This window comes from uncultured Caulobacter sp. (assembly GCF_947036865.1).
GTDB lineage: Bacteria > Pseudomonadota > Alphaproteobacteria > Caulobacterales > Caulobacteraceae > Caulobacter.
The window spans coordinates 51,944-66,266 of the sequence record NZ_CAMQSF010000019.1 but is presented as its reverse complement, the minus strand read 5'-3'; the positions used below and the strand labels follow the sequence as shown (position 1 = coordinate 66,266).

Annotated in this window: 24 protein-coding genes and 1 pseudogene; 22 read left to right on the top strand and 3 right to left on the bottom strand. The window is 66.2% G+C overall.

Annotated elements, in window-relative coordinates:
• The first annotated feature begins 145 nt into the window (after positions 1 to 145).
• Entirely contained in the window at positions 146 to 772 is a 627-nt protein-coding gene (locus Q0V34_RS12245) for a YdeI family protein (RefSeq protein WP_297512149.1), read from the top strand.
• A 21-nt stretch (positions 773 to 793) separates the two neighbouring features.
• Here the strand turns inward: Q0V34_RS12245 and Q0V34_RS12240 are convergent, their stop codons facing one another.
• The 3 genes from Q0V34_RS12240 to Q0V34_RS12230 form a co-directional block, all read right to left on the bottom strand.
• Positions 794 to 2,158 (bottom strand): serine hydrolase, encoded by a 1,365-nt coding sequence (locus tag Q0V34_RS12240; RefSeq protein ID WP_297512147.1) that lies wholly within the window; start codon positions 2,156 to 2,158, stop codon positions 794 to 796.
• A gap of 101 nt (positions 2,159 to 2,259) precedes the next feature.
• A complete protein-coding gene (locus Q0V34_RS12235) occupies positions 2,260 to 2,565 on the bottom strand; it encodes a UBP-type zinc finger domain-containing protein (protein WP_297512144.1) in 306 nt (101 codons plus the stop codon).
• Between the two features lie 4 nt (positions 2,566 to 2,569).
• Complete coding sequence (locus Q0V34_RS12230) at positions 2,570 to 4,249, bottom strand: FAD-dependent oxidoreductase (RefSeq protein ID WP_297512141.1); 1,680 nt, start codon at positions 4,247 to 4,249, stop codon at positions 2,570 to 2,572.
• A gap of 166 nt (positions 4,250 to 4,415) precedes the next feature.
• On the opposite strand from Q0V34_RS12230, the gene Q0V34_RS12225 reads away from it, so the two are divergent.
• The 21 genes and pseudogenes from Q0V34_RS12225 to rpsE all read left to right on the top strand — a co-directional run bounded on the left by Q0V34_RS12225 (position 4,416) and on the right by rpsE (position 14,320).
• Positions 4,416 to 5,264 carry a DUF2807 domain-containing protein gene (locus Q0V34_RS12225; protein ID WP_297512138.1) on the top strand — a complete coding sequence of 283 codons (849 nt, stop codon included), beginning with the start codon at positions 4,416 to 4,418 and terminating at the stop codon, positions 5,262 to 5,264.
• A 156-nt stretch (positions 5,265 to 5,420) separates the two neighbouring features.
• Positions 5,421 to 5,622 (top strand): annotated as a pseudogene (locus tag Q0V34_RS12220) (hypothetical protein).
• 13 nt (positions 5,623 to 5,635) lie between these two features.
• Positions 5,636 to 5,944: a 30S ribosomal protein S10 gene (rpsJ, locus tag Q0V34_RS12215; RefSeq protein ID WP_004616952.1), complete on the top strand. Its 309-nt coding sequence runs from the start codon at positions 5,636 to 5,638 to the stop codon at positions 5,942 to 5,944.
• 14 nt (positions 5,945 to 5,958) lie between these two features.
• Complete coding sequence (rplC, locus tag Q0V34_RS12210; RefSeq protein ID WP_297512135.1) at positions 5,959 to 6,723, top strand: 50S ribosomal protein L3; 765 nt, start codon at positions 5,959 to 5,961, stop codon at positions 6,721 to 6,723.
• Positions 6,723 to 7,361, top strand: coding sequence for a 50S ribosomal protein L4 (gene rplD / locus Q0V34_RS12205; RefSeq protein WP_066684370.1), 639 nt, complete (start codon positions 6,723 to 6,725; stop codon positions 7,359 to 7,361). The genes rplC and rplD overlap by 1 nt, the downstream gene beginning before the upstream one ends.
• Positions 7,361 to 7,657, top strand: coding sequence for a 50S ribosomal protein L23 (locus tag Q0V34_RS12200; RefSeq protein ID WP_010919129.1), 297 nt, complete (start codon positions 7,361 to 7,363; stop codon positions 7,655 to 7,657). The genes rplD and Q0V34_RS12200 overlap by 1 nt, the downstream gene beginning before the upstream one ends.
• 3 nt (positions 7,658 to 7,660) lie before the next feature.
• Positions 7,661 to 8,500 carry a 50S ribosomal protein L2 gene (gene rplB / locus Q0V34_RS12195; protein WP_297512130.1) on the top strand — a complete coding sequence of 280 codons (840 nt, stop codon included), beginning with the start codon at positions 7,661 to 7,663 and terminating at the stop codon, positions 8,498 to 8,500.
• 3 nt (positions 8,501 to 8,503) lie between these two features.
• The gene (gene rpsS / locus Q0V34_RS12190) at positions 8,504 to 8,782 is read left to right on the top strand and encodes a 30S ribosomal protein S19 (protein WP_004616930.1); all 279 of its coding nucleotides are present in this window, start codon (positions 8,504 to 8,506) and stop codon (positions 8,780 to 8,782) included.
• A 2-nt stretch (positions 8,783 to 8,784) separates the two neighbouring features.
• Positions 8,785 to 9,165, top strand: a complete 381-nt coding sequence (rplV, locus tag Q0V34_RS12185; protein WP_297512127.1) for a 50S ribosomal protein L22 — start codon at positions 8,785 to 8,787, stop codon at positions 9,163 to 9,165.
• Positions 9,165 to 9,917, top strand: coding sequence for a 30S ribosomal protein S3 (gene rpsC, locus Q0V34_RS12180; RefSeq protein ID WP_297512124.1), 753 nt, complete (start codon positions 9,165 to 9,167; stop codon positions 9,915 to 9,917). The genes rplV and rpsC overlap by 1 nt, the downstream gene beginning before the upstream one ends.
• Before the next feature lie 13 nt (positions 9,918 to 9,930).
• Positions 9,931 to 10,362 carry a 50S ribosomal protein L16 gene (gene rplP / locus Q0V34_RS12175; protein WP_297512121.1) on the top strand — a complete coding sequence of 144 codons (432 nt, stop codon included), beginning with the start codon at positions 9,931 to 9,933 and terminating at the stop codon, positions 10,360 to 10,362.
• A 5-nt stretch (positions 10,363 to 10,367) separates the two neighbouring features.
• Positions 10,368 to 10,559: a 50S ribosomal protein L29 gene (gene rpmC, locus Q0V34_RS12170; protein WP_297512118.1), complete on the top strand. Its 192-nt coding sequence runs from the start codon at positions 10,368 to 10,370 to the stop codon at positions 10,557 to 10,559.
• 10 nt (positions 10,560 to 10,569) lie between these two features.
• Positions 10,570 to 10,809, top strand: a complete 240-nt coding sequence (gene rpsQ, locus Q0V34_RS12165) for a 30S ribosomal protein S17 (RefSeq protein WP_297512115.1) — start codon at positions 10,570 to 10,572, stop codon at positions 10,807 to 10,809.
• An 18-nt stretch (positions 10,810 to 10,827) separates the two neighbouring features.
• Positions 10,828 to 11,196 (top strand): 50S ribosomal protein L14, encoded by a 369-nt coding sequence (gene rplN / locus Q0V34_RS12160; protein ID WP_058348440.1) that lies wholly within the window; start codon positions 10,828 to 10,830, stop codon positions 11,194 to 11,196.
• Positions 11,196 to 11,510, top strand: a complete 315-nt coding sequence (gene rplX / locus Q0V34_RS12155; protein WP_297512108.1) for a 50S ribosomal protein L24 — start codon at positions 11,196 to 11,198, stop codon at positions 11,508 to 11,510. Before rplN ends, rplX begins: the two co-directional genes overlap by 1 nt.
• A complete protein-coding gene (rplE, locus tag Q0V34_RS12150; RefSeq protein ID WP_099503308.1) occupies positions 11,503 to 12,060 on the top strand; it encodes a 50S ribosomal protein L5 in 558 nt (185 codons plus the stop codon). Before rplX ends, rplE begins: the two co-directional genes overlap by 8 nt.
• Positions 12,061 to 12,083: 23 nt before the next feature.
• Positions 12,084 to 12,389, top strand: a complete 306-nt coding sequence (gene rpsN, locus Q0V34_RS12145; RefSeq protein WP_004616913.1) for a 30S ribosomal protein S14 — start codon at positions 12,084 to 12,086, stop codon at positions 12,387 to 12,389.
• Positions 12,390 to 12,399: 10 nt separating this feature from the next.
• Positions 12,400 to 12,798, top strand: coding sequence for a 30S ribosomal protein S8 (gene rpsH, locus Q0V34_RS12140; protein WP_297512102.1), 399 nt, complete (start codon positions 12,400 to 12,402; stop codon positions 12,796 to 12,798).
• Between the two features lie 18 nt (positions 12,799 to 12,816).
• A complete protein-coding gene (gene rplF, locus Q0V34_RS12135) occupies positions 12,817 to 13,350 on the top strand; it encodes a 50S ribosomal protein L6 (RefSeq protein WP_297512099.1) in 534 nt (177 codons plus the stop codon).
• A 3-nt stretch (positions 13,351 to 13,353) separates the two neighbouring features.
• Positions 13,354 to 13,704, top strand: a complete 351-nt coding sequence (gene rplR / locus Q0V34_RS12130; protein WP_004616908.1) for a 50S ribosomal protein L18 — start codon at positions 13,354 to 13,356, stop codon at positions 13,702 to 13,704.
• Positions 13,705 to 13,714: 10 nt separating this feature from the next.
• Positions 13,715 to 14,320 (top strand): 30S ribosomal protein S5, encoded by a 606-nt coding sequence (rpsE, locus tag Q0V34_RS12125; RefSeq protein WP_004616905.1) that lies wholly within the window; start codon positions 13,715 to 13,717, stop codon positions 14,318 to 14,320.
• Positions 14,321 to 14,323 lie beyond the last annotated feature (3 nt).

The following is a 14,323-nucleotide window of genomic DNA, read 5'->3' as shown; positions in this document are numbered from 1 at the left end:
CTCCGCGGGTCACCCCCATCCCCGGCCCTTCCCCCATCAAGGGGAAGGGAGAGCTTATCGCCCCAGATCCTCGGTCGCCGTCCGAAGACCCCGCGCAAGCGGAGGCCCTGGAGGAAACTCCGGGACCATTTGCTATGGTGGCGCCATGGCGATGATCACCGACGCGGACGACTTCTTCACCCAGGGCTGCGGGCGCTGCGATCGCTTCGCGACGCCGGACTGCTCGACCCGCCCCTGGATCGAGGGCCTGAACGCGCTGCGGGCGCTCTGTCTCGCCGAGGGGTTGGAGGAGACGGTGAAGTGGGCTCATCCCTGCTACACCCACGCGGGCCGCAACATCGCGATCATCGGCGCGCTGCGGAACGACTTCCGACTGGGCTTCCTCAACGCCGGTCTGCTGGTCGACAGCGAGGGCGTGCTGGAGACGCCAGGCCCCAACAGCCCGACGCCGAGCCTGATACGCTTCACCGCCGTCGACCAAGTTGAGGCGAAGGCCCCGGTGATTCGGGCTTATCTTCGGCAACTGATGGAGCATGCCGAGGCGGGGACGCAGCCCCCGAAGGTCGACCGCGAGATCGACATGCCCGCCGAGCTGATCGAGGCCCTGGACGCCGATCCGGACCTGGCCGAGGCCTTCCACGCCCTGACGCCCGGCCGCCAGCGGAGCTATCTGTTCGCCCTGAACCAGGCCAAGCAGCCGGCGACCCGCTTCGCGCGGATCGAGAAGTTTCGCGACAAGATCCTCGCCGGCAAGGGCGCGTTGGAGCGCTAGGCGGAAGGCGAGGTTTCGGGCCTAGGGCTTGTCCGGAACCCGCTCGGCGTTCATGTCGCGACCGCCTTGGTGAAGCACCAGGCCGGTGGCCGGCGCGTCGCCGGTCTGCTTGAAGCTCAGCCTGGCGTTCGGACCGGCGGCGTAGAACTCGCCTGGCGCGGTGGCGACGATCGGGATCGGGCCCTGGCCGGTGGCCTGGGTGATCAGCTGGTCGCCCTCGCGATAGACCTTGAGGATAAACGTCGGCGTCAAGGCATAGGAGCCGACATACTTGTCGAGAATCGCGGTCGGCAGGGTGATCGCCTTGGGCGGCTGCCAAGTCCCGAGACACAGGCCCGCCAGATTGGCGGCCAGCGGGCTAGCGCCGGCGCTCTCGAAGTTCGACAGCACCACCGTGACCAGCCCATCCGCGGGATAGCGGTTCAGGGCGGTGGCGAAACCGTTTATGCCACCGCCGTGGTTGATCCGCGGGTGGCCGGACTGTTCCCCGATGACCCAGCCGTAGCCATACTTGTTGCCGTAATCGGTCCACAGCGCCTTGCGAGAGGCTTCGGTCAGAAGCTTGCCGCTGGTTAGCGCCCGATCCCAAGCCAGCAGGTCGTCGACCGTCGAATAGAGCGAGCCGGCGGCGTAGGGCAGGGACATGTCCAGATACTCGGCGTTGCGCAGGCCGCCTCGGGTCGACTGATAGCCCGAGGCGCGCTTGGCCAGGATCTGTGTGGTAACGTCATAGCCGGTGTTCTTCAGGCCCAGGGGCTGAAGCAGATGCTGGGTGACATAGTCGGCGTAGGTCTGGCCCGACACCTTCTCGATCACATAGCCCAACAGGATATAGCCCGAATTGTCATAGGCGAACTTGCTGCCCGGCTCGAACTCTAGCGGCTTGTCCCGCGTGAGCTTGACGATGTCCTCGGGCTTCAGCGGCAGGCGGCCGTCCTTGTCGAAGAAGCCGGGGATGCCCGTGTAGCTGGGGATGCCGGAGGTATGGGTGAGCAGGTGCTTGAGCGTGATCTTCGACCAGGCCGGGGGCGCGTCGGCGTAGTATTTCGAAATCGGATCGTCGACCGACAGCTTGCCGGCTTCCACCAGCTGCATGATCGCCACGGCCGTGAACTGCTTGGTGATCGAGCCGAGGCGGAACTTGGTGTCGGGCGCGTTGGGGATGTCCCATTCGCGATTGGCCAGGCCGACGCCCTCTCGCAGCACCGCGACGCCGTCCTTGGCGACCAGCACCGCGCCGGAAAACCGGCCAGCCTTGACCTCGCCGTCGACCAGCGCCTTGGCCTGAGCGGCAAAGTCGGGCGTAGCGCAAGCGGGGGCGGCGGCGAGTGCGGGGGAGGCGGCCAGCGCGCTCGCCAGGCCAAGCGACAAGAGCGTGAGTTTCATCGATCCTTCCCAAAATTGGAGAACGTCGATATCGCGGACCTCGGCGGGGGCCGCAACATAACGATCCTTAATGGTTAGGCCGCGCTCTGGGATAAGGCCGTCTACCCCTCCACGAACCGTGGTATCGGCAGCAGCCGCTCCGTCTGGTTGGGCAGTTCCACGAATTCCTCGTCCAAGAAGCACCAGCCCCAGCCCTCCGGCGGGTCGTAGCCCTCGATGATCGGGTGCCGGGTCGCGCGGAAGTGGGCGGTGGCGTGCTTGCTGGGGCTGTCGTCGCAGCAGCCGACGTGGCCGCAGGTGCGGCAGAGGCGCAGGTGCACCCACCAGCCGCCGGTCTTCAAGCAGTCCTCGCAGCCCTTGGCGCTGGGCGTCACGACCCGGATGGAGGCTTCGTGCGTGCAGGTCATGGCTTCAGCCCTCCGCCAGATAGGCGTGGATGGCGGCGACGGCCTGGGCGCCTTCGCCGATCGCGGCGCCCACGCGCTTGACCGAGCCGGCGCGCACGTCGCCGATCGCGAACACGCCCTTGCGGCTGGTCTGCAGCAGCGGATGGCCCGGCGCGAGATCCGTCCCGGTGCGCACGAAGCCGTGGTTGTCGAGCTCGACGTGGCAATTGGCCAGCCAGCCGGTATTGGGCGCCGCGCCGATGAACAGGAACAGGTGATTGATCGCCTGGGTGGTCTCGACCCCGCCCGGGCCGCGCCAGCGCACCGTCGCGAGCTGATCGCCCTCGCCGTCCAGCCCGACGACCTCGCCGCGGACGATCACCTCAATATTGGGCGTGCTCTCGATGCGCTCGATCAGATAGCGCGACATGGTCGCCGCCAGGCTCTCGCCGCGCACGATCATCCAGACCTTCCTGACGTGGCTGGCCAGAAACACCGCCGCCTGGCCGGCCGAGTTGCCGGCCCCGACCAGGGCGACCTCCTGGCCGGCGCACAGCTTGGCCTCCAGCGGCGAGGCCCAGTAATGGACGCTGGCGCCCTCGAACTGATCCAGATTGTCGACCTCCAGCCGGCGATAGCGCGCGCCGCTGGCGATGACCACGGCGCGCGCCTGGGCGGTCTCGCCGCGGGCCAGGGCCAGGCGGTAGCGGTGTTGACCGTCCTGTTCGCAGACCAGCGAGGCGACCTCGTCGGGGATGGCGAGCTCCGCGCCGAACTTCTGCGCTTGGCCGTAGGCGCGGCCCATCAGGGCCATGCCGGTGATGCCCGTCGGAAAGCCCAGATAGTTCTCGATCCGCGCCGAGGCCCCCGCCTGGCCGCCGAAGGCCCGGCTGTCCAGCACCAGCACGGACAGCCCCTCGGAGGCGGCGTAGACGGCGGTGGCCAGGCCCGCCGGGCCCGCGCCGACGATGGCGACGTCGTAAAGGCGCTCGGCGTCGATCGGCCCGACCAGGCCGATGCAGCGGCCCAGCTGGTGGTTCGTCGGCTGGCGCAGGATCGCGCCGTTCGGGCACAGCACGATCGGCAGCTCGCTCTCGTCGACGTCGAACCGCTGGATCAGCACCTTGGCGCAATCGACCTCGTCGGGATCCAGATGCTGGTATGGATGGCCGTTGCGGGCCAGAAAGCCGGACAGGCGGATGACCTCGCCGTCGGCGGCGCGGCCGATGACGATCGGGCCGCCGGCGCCGGTCTCGATCAGGCTGACGCGGCGCAGGATCAGGGCGCGCATGACCCGCTCGCCCAGCTCGGCCTCGGCGATCAGCACGGCGCGCAGGCGGTCCGGCGCGATCAGCAGGGCCTCGACCGGGGTGATCGCCGTGACGTCGACGAGGGAAGGGCGGCCCGACAGCTGGGCGATCTCGCCGATGAACTGGCCGGCGGCGTGCTCGACGATCGGCTGGCTCTCGTTGTGGGCGTCGCGCCGCGACAGCGCCACGCGGCCGGACAGGATCACGAACAGGCCCGGGGAGGGGACGCCCGCCGTCGCCAGGGCCTCCCCGGCCTCGACCCGCACCGTCTGGCCGAAGCGGCGCAGACGATCGACCTCGGCCGTCTCCAGCCTCGGGAACATCTGCGCGCGTCGGGTGTCGAAGGTCGTGCCGGCCATGAGCGGCAGATTGCGGCAGCTTTGACGTTTGGTCATCCACCGAACGATGACGACGGCGAACAATCGCGTCTTTGGTCAAGGCGAGGGCCGGGGCGCGGGGTCGATCGTGACTTCCCGGTCATGACCTCGAATTAAGTCGAAGCTTCCGCCGCCTGCCGTTAGCGTCCCTTCATCGCATTCACGCATCCGAGGGGAGATACCGATGCGCGCTCTGACCACCCTGGCCCTCGCGGCCGCCGCCGTCGCCGCCGCGAGCGCCGCCGCCGCCGCGCCCGCCGCCCCGGCCATCAAGATCAAGGACGCGGTGGCCCGCGTCGTGGTGATCCCGGAAAACCGTCCCGACGTGAAGGTCGAATTCCTGACCACCAACGCCAGCCTGCCGCTGGAGGTGCGTAACGAGGGCGAGGAAGTGGTTGTCGACGGTAATCTGCGCATGAACCGGATCAACGGCTGCCACAGCCGCGACGGCAAGATCTGGGTCCACGTCCGCGGCGTCGGCGACGTGGCCTACGACAACTTCCCGCAGGTGGCGGTGCGCGTGCCGATGGACGCCCGGGTGCGCGCCGGCGGCGCGGTGTTCGGCGACATCGGCCGCTCGGACAGCGTGGAACTTTCCAACGCCGGCTGCGGCGACTGGACGGTCGCCAACACCAAGGGCGCGCTGAAGATCCGCCAGGCGGGCTCTGGCGACACCAAGGCCGGGGCGGCCGGTTCGGCCTCGATCGATCTGGCGGGCTCCGGAGATATCAGGGCCCAGGTCATCAGCGGCGACCTCGAGGTCAATATCGCCGGCTCGGGCGACGTCTCGGCCGCCAGCGTCAACGGCAAGCTGCGAGGCAATATCGCCGGCTCGGGCGACATCACGGTGGCCGGCGGGCGCAGCCGTTCGGTCGATGTCAACGTGATGGGCTCGGGCGACGTGACCTTCAACGGCGAGGCCGACATGGTCGATGTCTCGGTCGCCGGCTCGGGCGACGTGCGGATCGCCAAGGTCAACGGACCGGTCAAGAAGCACGTGGCCGGCTCGGGCGACGTGATCATCGGTCGCTAGGCGGCGCCGCGCGCGGGACACTCTCTATATATAGGGCAAGTTCGGAAGCCTCCCGGTCGTCGCCGGGAGCCTTTTTCGCGCGGTCTTCGGAGCCCGAACACAGCGCTTGACGAAACCGATTCTGGACCGTACAAGCGCGCCTCTGTTGGACCGGCTGTGAGCTTTCGAGCTCAAACGCGGTTCGCGAGACGCCCGGACATAGCGCCGTTGATCCTCCTCGGAGGGTAGGTGCAATATCTGGTCATCACCCCGACAGGCGACTGTTGGGGAGTTTTGTTTTGCGGACGCTGCGTACGGGGCCCCTTGGGGTTCCGAGTTGGTCTTTGAAATGGTTCGAGACGCGGGCGCAGCCCACTAGGAAACCGAGCGATATGGATCGTCAGAACATCCGCATCCGGCTCAAGGCCTTCGATCACCGCGTGTTGGATCATTCCACGCGCGAGATCGTCAATACGGCCAAGCGCACGGGCGCGACGGTGCGGGGCCCCATCCCCCTGCCCACGCTTATCGAGAAATTCACCGTCAACCGTTCGCCGCACGTCGACAAGAAGTCGCGCGAGCAGTTCGAGATCCGGACGCACAAGCGCGTTCTCGACATCGTTGACCCGACTCCGCAGACCGTGGACGCGCTGATGAAGCTCGACCTGTCGGCCGGCGTTGACGTCGAAATCAAGCTGTAAGGAGGGCCTGATCCATGACTCTCCCCACCCAACGCACCGGCGTGATCGCCAAGAAGCTGGGCATGACCCGCTTCTTCGACGAAGCTGGTCAGCACGTGCCGGTCACCGTCCTGTCGCTCGACGGTTGCCAGGTCACGGGCGTGCGCACCGTTGAGAAGGACGGCTACACCGCCCTGCAACTCGGCGCTGGCGCCAAGAAGGCCAAGAACACCTCGAACGCCATGCGCGGTCACTTCGCGAAGGCGGCCGTCGAGCCGAAGCGCGTCGTCGCCGAGTTCCGCGTCGAGGAAAGCGCCCTGATCGAAGTCGGCGCCGAACTGACGGCCGACCACTTCGTCGCCGGCCAGAAGGTCGACATCCAAGGCGTCACCGTCGGTAAGGGTTTCGCCGGCGCCATGAAGCGCTGGAACTTCGGCGGTCTGCGCGCCACCCACGGTGTTTCGGTCTCGCACCGCTCGCACGGTTCGACCGGTAACCGCCAGGATCCGGGCCGTACGTTCCCGGGCAAGAAGATGGCCGGTCACCTGGGTCAAGAAACCGTCACCACCCTCAACGTCACCGTCTGGAAGGTCGACGTCGAGCGCGGCCTGATCCTGGTCAAGGGCGCCGTCCCCGGCCACGAAGGCAGCTACGTGAAGGTTCGCGACGCCGTGAAGAAGGCCCTGCCGGCCGACGCGCCGCGTCCGGGCGCCTTCCGCAAGGCTGGCCAGGCTCCGGCCGCTGCTGAAACCCCCGCTGAAGAGGCCCCCGCGGCTGCGACCGAAGAGGGCGAAGGCTAATGAAACTCGACGTCATCAAACTGGACGGCGGCAAGGCCGGTTCCGTTGATCTCGACGACGCCATCTTCGGCATCGACGACATCCGCGGCGACATCCTGCAGCGCGTCGTGACCTGGCAGCTGGCCAAGCGCCGCTCGGGCAACCACAAGATTCAAGTCCGCAACGAGGTCTCTCGCACGGGCAAGAAGATGTACAAGCAGAAGGGCACCGGCGGCGCCCGTCACGGCTCGCGCCGTGCGGCCCAGTTCGTCGGCGGCGCCAAGGCCCACGGTCCCGTGGTCCGCAGCCACGCCTTCGACCTGCCCAAGAAGATCCGCGCCCTGGCCCTGAAGCACGCTCTGTCGTCGAAGGCCAAGTCGGGCTCGCTGGTCGTCCTGGACAGCGCCGTTCTGACCGAAGCCAAGACGGCCGCTCTGCGCGCCAACTTCGACAAGATCGGTCTGAAGAACGCCCTGGTCATCGCCGGTCCGGAAGTGGACGCGAACTTCAAGCTCGCCGCCCGCAACATCCCGAACGTGGATGTCCTGCCGAACGCCGGCCTGAACGTCTACGACGTGCTGCGTCGCCAGACCCTGGTCCTGACCAAGGACGCGGTCGAAGCGATCTCGGCTCGTTTCGCTGAGAAGGAAGCCGCCTAATGGCCGCCACCGCTCGCCACTACGACACGATCCTGTCGCCGGTGATCACCGAAAAGACGACCCTGCTCAGCGAGCAGAACAAGGTTGTCTTCAAGGTGGCCAACGACGCGACCAAGGACGAAATCGCCGCCGCCGTCGAAGAGCTGTTCAAGGTCAAGGTGACCAAGGTCAACACCATCGTGACCAAGGGCAAGACCAAGCGCTTCCGCGGCATCGTGGGTCGTCGCAACGACGTCAAAAAAGCGATCGTGACGCTGGCCGAAGGCCAGTCGATCGACATCACGACGGGGCTCTAAGTCATGGCCTTGAAGCAATTTAACCCGACCAGCCCCGGCCAGCGCGGCCTGGTGCTGATCGACCGCAGCGAACTTCACAAGGGCAAGCCCGAGAAGAAGCTCGTTGAAGGCCTGACCAAGTCGGGCGGTCGCGGCGGCAACGGCCGTGTCGCGGTCCGTTTCCGCGGCGGCGGCGCCAAGCGCCTGTACCGTCTGGTCGACTTCAAGCGCCGCAAGCAAGGCGTGGCCACGGTCGTTCGTCTCGAGTACGACCCCAACCGCACCGCCTTCATCGCCCTGATCAAGTATCAGGCCGACGGCGAGCTGGCCTACATCCTGGCCCCGCAACGCCTGAAGGCCGGCGACGAAGTCGTCACCGGCGAGAAGGTCGACGTGAAGCCGGGCAACGCCTCGCCGCTGCGCACGCTGCCGATCGGTACGATCATCCACAACATCGAGCTGAAGCCCGCCAAGGGTGGTCAGATCGCCCGTTCGGCTGGCGCCTACGCCCAGCTGGTCGGTCGTGACGCCGGCTACGCCCAGATCCGCCTGAACTCGGGCGAGCTGCGCATGGTGCTCGACTCGTGCATGGCCACCGTCGGCGCCGTGTCGAACCCGGACCACATGAACCAGAACCTCGGCAAGGCCGGTCGTTCTCGTCACATGGGTCGTCGCCCCCACGTCCGTGGTGTCGCCATGAACCCGGTCGACCACCCGCACGGCGGTGGTGAAGGCCGGACCTCGGGCGGTCGTCACCCGGTGACCCCGGCTGGTAAGCCGACCAAGGGCGCCAAGACCCGCGTCAACAAGGCCACGGATAAGTTCATCATCCGCTCGCGCCACAAAGCGAAGAAGGGCCGCTAAGCCATGACCCGCTCCGTCTGGAAAGGCCCGTTTGTCGACGGGTACCTCCTGAAGAAGGCCGATGCCGCTCTGTCGTCGGGCCGCAAGGACGTCATCAAGACCTGGTCGCGCCGCTCGACCATCATGCCGCAATTCGTCGGCCTGACCTTCGGCGTGCACAACGGCCAGAAGCATGTCCCCGTGCTCGTGTCGGAAGACATGGTCGGCATGAAGTTCGGCGAATTCGCGCCGACCCGGAACTTCCCGGGTCACGCCGCCGACAAGAAGGCCAAGAGGAAGTAATCATGGCCAAGCAGAAGCAAGAACGCCGCCTGCCGGGCACTGAAGCGATGGCCAAGGTGCGCACCCTGCGCACCAGCCCGCGCAAGCTGAACCTGGTCGCTCAGTCCATCCGTGGCCTGAACGTCCAGCGCGCTCTCAACGAGCTCGAGTTCAGCCACAAGCGCATCGCTCAGGACGTCCGCAAGGCGCTGTACTCGGCGATCTCCAACGCCGAGAACAACCACAACCTCGACATCGACAGCCTGGTTGTCGCCGAGGCCTATGTGGGCAAGAACCTGATCATGAAGCGTTTCTCGCCCCGCGCTCGCGGCCGCGCGACGCGCGTTGAGAAGCCGTTCTCCGAGATCACGATCGTGGTCCGCGAACTGGGTGAGGCCGCCTAATGGGTCAGAAAGTCAATCCGGTCGGGCTGCGGCTCGGCATCAACCGCACCTGGGACAGCCGTTGGTTCGCCGACGGCAACCAGTACGGCAAGCTGCTGCACCAAGACCTGGCGGTCCGCACGGCACTGAAGAAGCGTCTGTACCAAGCCGGCGTCTCGCGCATCATCATCGAGCGTCCGCACAAGAAGTGCCGCATCACGATCTATGCCGCCCGTCCGGGCGTCATCATCGGCAAGAAGGGCGCTGACATCGACAAGCTCCGCAAGGACATGTCGGTGATGACCGAGGGCGAGGTCCACCTGAACATCGTCGAGATCCGCAAGCCGGAAACCGACGCTCAGCTGGTCGCCGAGTCCATCGCTCAGCAGCTGGAACGCCGGATCGCCTTCCGTCGCGCCATGAAGCGTTCGATCCAGTCGGCCGTGCGCCTCGGCGCCAAGGGCATCCGGATCAACGTCTCGGGTCGCCTGGGCGGCGCGGAAATCGCGCGCATGGAGTGGTATCGCGAAGGCCGCGTGCCGCTGCACACCCTGCGCGCCGACATCGACTTCGGTTTCGCCGAAGCCAAGACCACCTACGGCATCATCGGCGTGAAGACCTGGATCTTCAAGGGCGAGGTGCTGGAGCATGATCCGATGGCGCTCGACAAGCGCCTGGCCACCGAGTCCGGCCCGGCCGGCGAAGGTGGCGGCCGTGAGCGCGGCGATCGTCCCGACCGGGGCGAGCGTCGTGACCGTCGCGATCGCGCCTAAGGATTAGATCGCCATGCTGTCTCCGAAGAAGACCAAATTCCGCAAGCAGTTCAAGGGCCGCATCCACGGCGCCTCGAAGGGCGGCACCCTGCTGAACTTCGGTTCGTACGGCCTGAAGGCCGTCGAGCCGGAGCGCATCACGGCCCGCCAGATCGAAGCCGCCCGTCGCGCCATCACCCGCCAGATGAAGCGTCAAGGCCGCGTCTGGATCCGCATCTTCCCGGACGTGCCGGTCACCGGCAAGCCGGCCGAAGTGCGGATGGGTAAGGGCAAGGGCGCGGTGGACTACTGGGCCGCGCGCGTGGCTCCGGGCCGCATCATGTTCGAAATCGACGGCGTGCCGGACGATATCGCGCGTGAGGCCCTGCGCCTGGGCGCCGCCAAGCTGCCGATCCGCACCCGTGTTGTGACCCGCATCGACGCGGGCGTGGCCGTGGAGGCTTGAGGCTCATGAAGATCGCTGACATCCGGGGCATGACCCCCGACCAGCTGGCCGACACCCTGCTGAGCCTGAAGAAGGAGCAGTTCAACCTGCGCTTCCAGGCCGCCACGGGCCAGGTCGAGAAGACCCACCGCGTCAACGAGATCCGCAAGGATATCGCGCGGATCAAGACCGTGCTGCGCGCCAAGGCCGCGGCTTAAGGAGAACGATATGCCCAAGCGTATCCTCGAAGGGGTCGTCGTCTCCGACAAAGGCGACAAGACCGTGGTGGTGAAGGTCGAACGGACCATCGTTCACCCGGTTCTGAAGAAGATCGTGCGTCAGTCCAAGAAGTACCACGCGCACGACGAATCCAACGCGTACAAGGCCGGTGAAGCGATCCGCATCATCGAGTGCGCTCCGAAGTCCAAGCTGAAGACCTGGGAAGTCCTTCCCAAGGCTTCGGCTTAAGTCTGGAAGGTTTAGACCATGATCCAGATGCAAACTAACTTGGACGTCGCCGATAACTCTGGCGCTCGCCGGGTCATGTGCATCAAGGTGTTGGGCGGCGCTGGCCGTCGCTACGCCAGCGTGGGCGACGTGATCGTCGTCTCCGTGAAGGAAGCCATTCCGCGCGGCCGCGTGAAGAAGGGCGACGTTCTGCGCGCCGTCGTGGTTCGCGTGAACCAAGGCCTGAAGCGCAAGGACGGTTCGATGATCCGCTTCGACAAGAACGCGGCCGTCATCGTCAACAAGCAGAGCGAGCCGGTCGGCACGCGGATCTTCGGCCCGGTTCCCCGCGAACTGCGCGCCAAGAACCACATGAAGATCATCTCCCTCGCCCCGGAGGTGCTGTAATGGCCGCTAAGATCAAGAAGGGCGACCGCGTCGTCGTTCTGGCCGGCAAGGACAAGGGCAAGCAAGGCGCTGTCCTGCAGGTCCTGCCGAAGGACAACCGGGTCGTGGTGCAAGGCGTGAACATGGTTTCGCGTCACACCAAGCCGACCCAAGCCGATCCGCAAGGCGGCATCAAGAACAAGGAAGCCGCGCTGCACGTCTCGAACGTCGCCGTCGTGGATTCCAACGGCAAGCCCACCCGCGTCGGTTTCAAGATCGAAGGCGACAAGAAGGTGCGCGTCGCCAAGACGACCGGCGAGGTGATCAATGGCTGATCAAGCTTACGAGCCCCGGCTGAAGACCGTTTATCGCGAGCGCATCCGCGCCGCGATGAAGGAGCAGTTCGGCTACACCAACGAAATGCAGATTCCCAAGCTGGACAAGATCGTCCTGAACATGGGCATCGGCGAGGCGGTGGCCGACTCCAAGAAGGCTCAGACCGCCCTGAAGGATCTGCAGGCGATCGCCGGCCAAAAGCCCGTCGCGACCCGCGCCCGCAAGTCGATCGCCGGCTTCAAGCTGCGCGAAGGCATGGTGGTCGGCGCCAAGGTCACCCTGCGCAAGGACCGGATGTACGAATTCCTCGACCGCCTGGTCACGATCGCGCTGCCGCGCGTGAAGGACTTCCGCGGCCTGAACGGCAAGAGCTTCGACGGCCGTGGCAACTACGCCATGGGCCTGAAGGAGCACCTGGTGTTCCCGGAAATCAACTATGACCAGATCGAGCAGATCTGGGGCATGGACATCATCGTCTGCACCACTGCGAAGTCCGACCAGGAAGCCAAGGCTCTCCTGAAGGAATTCCAGTTCCCGTTCGTCAACTAAGAGAGCGGGAAGGGAAAGAAACCATGGCCAAGAAAAGCGCCGTCAACCGCAACGAAGCCGTCAAGGCCCTCGTCAAGAAGTTCGCCGAGAAGCGCGCCGCGCTGAAGGCGATCGCCAACGACGAAAGCCTGCCGCTCGAGGAACGCTTCGAGGCTCGCCTCAAGCTGGCCAAGCTGCCCCGCAGCAGCTCGCCGATCCGCATCCGCAACCGCTGCGAAGTCACGGGCCGTCCGCGCGCCTACTACCGCAAGCTTAAGATGAGCCGTGTGGCCCTCCGCGAACTCGGTTCGCAAGGCCAGATCCCCGGCCTCGTCAAGTCGAGCTGGTGAGGACCATCAGATGTCGATGAACGATCCCCTGAGCGACATGATCGCTCGCATCAAGAACGCCGCCACGCGCAAGCGCTCGAAGGTGTCGACGCCGGCTTCCAAGCTGCGCGCCCGCGTCCTCGACGTGCTGGCCGACGAAGGCTACATCCGCGGCTACTCGCTGATCGAGAAGCCCGGTGCGTTCCCCGAATTCGAGATCGAGCTGAAGTACTTCGACGGCCAGCCCGTGATCGCCGAGATCAGCCGCGTGTCCAAGCCTGGCCGTCGCGTCTACTCGTCGATCAAGGACCTGAAGCCGATCAAGAACGGCCTGGGCATCTCGATCCTGTCGACGCCGAAGGGCGTCATGTCGGACACCGCCGCGCGCGACGCTAATGTCGGCGGCGAAGTCCTCTGCCGCGTCTACTAGGCGCGGGAGGGAAAGAGCATGTCACGTATCGGTAAGAAAGCCGTCGCAATCCCCTCGGGCGTCACCCTGACGCTCTCGGGTCAGACGGTCACGGTGAAGGGCCCCAAGGGTCAGCTGTCGTGGACGATCGCCGACGAAGTCGAGGTCAAGCAGGAAGGCTCCGAGCTGCTGCTGACCCCGCGCGTCGATACGAAGCGCGCCAAGGGCATGTGGGGTCTGTCCCGCACGCTGGTGGCCAACATGGTGCACGGTGTGACCACCGGCTTCGAGGAAAGCCTCGAGCTGGTCGGCGTCGGTTACCGCGCGGCTATGAAGGGCACGGCCCTCAGCCTCCAACTCGGTTTCAGCCACGACGTGGACGTTCCGGCCCCGGCCGGCATCACGTTCGCCACGCCGAAGCAAACCGAAATCAAGATCGCCGGCATCGACAAGCAGGCGGTTGGTGAGATTGCCGCGAAGATCCGCCGCATTCGTCCGCCGGAGCCCTACAAGGGCAAGGGCGTGCGCTATGCCGGCGAGACCGTCCGCCGCAAGGAAGGCAAGAAGAAGTAAGCCATGGCGCTCTCTCCTCGTGAATCGGCGGCCAAGCGCGCTCAGCGCGTTCGCACCCGCCTCAAGAGCCTCGCCAACGGTCGTCCGCGCCTGTCGGTCTTCCGTTCGTCGAAGAACATCTACGCCCAGATCATCGATGATGAACGCGGCGTGACCCTGGCGTCGGCCTCCACCCTGGAGTCCGAAGGCAAGGGCGCGGACAAGGATGCCGCCGCCGCTGTCGGCAAGCTCGTCGCCGAGCGCGCCATCGAAAAGGGCGTCAAGGACGTCGTGTTCGATCGTGGCGGTTACATCTTCCACGGCCGGGTGAAAGCCCTGGCCGACGCCGCGCGCGAAGCCGGCCTGAACTTCTAAGGGAACGAAAATGGCTCGTGGTGAACAACAGCGCGGTGAGGGCGGTCAACGCCGTGACCGTCGCGACCGCAACGCCCCCGAAGAGCGGGTCGACAGCGACATCGTCGAAAAGCTCGTCCACATCAACCGCGTCGCCGCCACCGTGAAGGGCGGTCGTCGCTTCAGCTTCGCCGCTCTGATGGTCGTCGGCGACCAGAAGGGCCGCGTCGGCTTCGGTCATGGCAAGGCGCGTGAAGTGCCGGAAGCCATCCGCAAGGCGACCGAGGAAGCCAAGAAGACGATGATCCGCGTTCCGCTGCGCGAATCCCGCACCCTGCACCACGACGGCGCTGGCCGTTGGGGCGCCGGCAAGGTGATGATGCGCTCGGCGCCTCCCGGCACCGGCGTCATCGCCGGCGGTCCGATGCGCGCGGTTCTCGAAACCCTGGGCGTCCAGGACGTCGTGGCCAAGTCGACGGGTTCCTCGAACCCGTACAACATGGTGCGCGCCACGTTCGAAGCCCTGAAGGTGCAATCGTCGCCCCGCCAGATCGCCGCCAAGCGCGGCAAGAAGGTTGGCGACATCCTCGGCCGTCGCGCCGACGGCGCGTCGTCGCCGGAAGCCATCGAGGGCTAAGTC

Bases quoted from the DNA above. Each gene is read 5' to 3' on its own strand.
- Q0V34_RS12245 (WP_297512149.1), top strand. From the start codon at position 146: ATGGCGATGATCACCGACGCGGACGACTTCTTCACCCAGGGCTGCGGG.
- Q0V34_RS12240 (WP_297512147.1), bottom strand. From the start codon at position 2,158: ATGAAACTCACGCTCTTGTCGCTTGGCCTGGCGAGCGCGCTGGCCGCC.
- Q0V34_RS12235 (WP_297512144.1), bottom strand. From the start codon at position 2,565: ATGACCTGCACGCACGAAGCCTCCATCCGGGTCGTGACGCCCAGCGCC.
- Q0V34_RS12230 (WP_297512141.1), bottom strand. From the start codon at position 4,249: ATGACCAAACGTCAAAGCTGCCGCAATCTGCCGCTCATGGCCGGCACG.
- Q0V34_RS12225 (WP_297512138.1), top strand. From the start codon at position 4,416: ATGCGCGCTCTGACCACCCTGGCCCTCGCGGCCGCCGCCGTCGCCGCC.
- rpsJ (WP_004616952.1), top strand. From the start codon at position 5,636: ATGGATCGTCAGAACATCCGCATCCGGCTCAAGGCCTTCGATCACCGC.
- rplC (WP_297512135.1), top strand. From the start codon at position 5,959: ATGACTCTCCCCACCCAACGCACCGGCGTGATCGCCAAGAAGCTGGGC.
- rplD (WP_066684370.1), top strand. From the start codon at position 6,723: ATGAAACTCGACGTCATCAAACTGGACGGCGGCAAGGCCGGTTCCGTT.
- Q0V34_RS12200 (WP_010919129.1), top strand. From the start codon at position 7,361: ATGGCCGCCACCGCTCGCCACTACGACACGATCCTGTCGCCGGTGATC.
- rplB (WP_297512130.1), top strand. From the start codon at position 7,661: ATGGCCTTGAAGCAATTTAACCCGACCAGCCCCGGCCAGCGCGGCCTG.
- rpsS (WP_004616930.1), top strand. From the start codon at position 8,504: ATGACCCGCTCCGTCTGGAAAGGCCCGTTTGTCGACGGGTACCTCCTG.
- rplV (WP_297512127.1), top strand. From the start codon at position 8,785: ATGGCCAAGCAGAAGCAAGAACGCCGCCTGCCGGGCACTGAAGCGATG.
- rpsC (WP_297512124.1), top strand. From the start codon at position 9,165: ATGGGTCAGAAAGTCAATCCGGTCGGGCTGCGGCTCGGCATCAACCGC.
- rplP (WP_297512121.1), top strand. From the start codon at position 9,931: ATGCTGTCTCCGAAGAAGACCAAATTCCGCAAGCAGTTCAAGGGCCGC.
- rpmC (WP_297512118.1), top strand. From the start codon at position 10,368: ATGAAGATCGCTGACATCCGGGGCATGACCCCCGACCAGCTGGCCGAC.
- rpsQ (WP_297512115.1), top strand. From the start codon at position 10,570: ATGCCCAAGCGTATCCTCGAAGGGGTCGTCGTCTCCGACAAAGGCGAC.
- rplN (WP_058348440.1), top strand. From the start codon at position 10,828: ATGATCCAGATGCAAACTAACTTGGACGTCGCCGATAACTCTGGCGCT.
- rplX (WP_297512108.1), top strand. From the start codon at position 11,196: ATGGCCGCTAAGATCAAGAAGGGCGACCGCGTCGTCGTTCTGGCCGGC.
- rplE (WP_099503308.1), top strand. From the start codon at position 11,503: ATGGCTGATCAAGCTTACGAGCCCCGGCTGAAGACCGTTTATCGCGAG.
- rpsN (WP_004616913.1), top strand. From the start codon at position 12,084: ATGGCCAAGAAAAGCGCCGTCAACCGCAACGAAGCCGTCAAGGCCCTC.
- rpsH (WP_297512102.1), top strand. From the start codon at position 12,400: ATGTCGATGAACGATCCCCTGAGCGACATGATCGCTCGCATCAAGAAC.
- rplF (WP_297512099.1), top strand. From the start codon at position 12,817: ATGTCACGTATCGGTAAGAAAGCCGTCGCAATCCCCTCGGGCGTCACC.
- rplR (WP_004616908.1), top strand. From the start codon at position 13,354: ATGGCGCTCTCTCCTCGTGAATCGGCGGCCAAGCGCGCTCAGCGCGTT.
- rpsE (WP_004616905.1), top strand. From the start codon at position 13,715: ATGGCTCGTGGTGAACAACAGCGCGGTGAGGGCGGTCAACGCCGTGAC.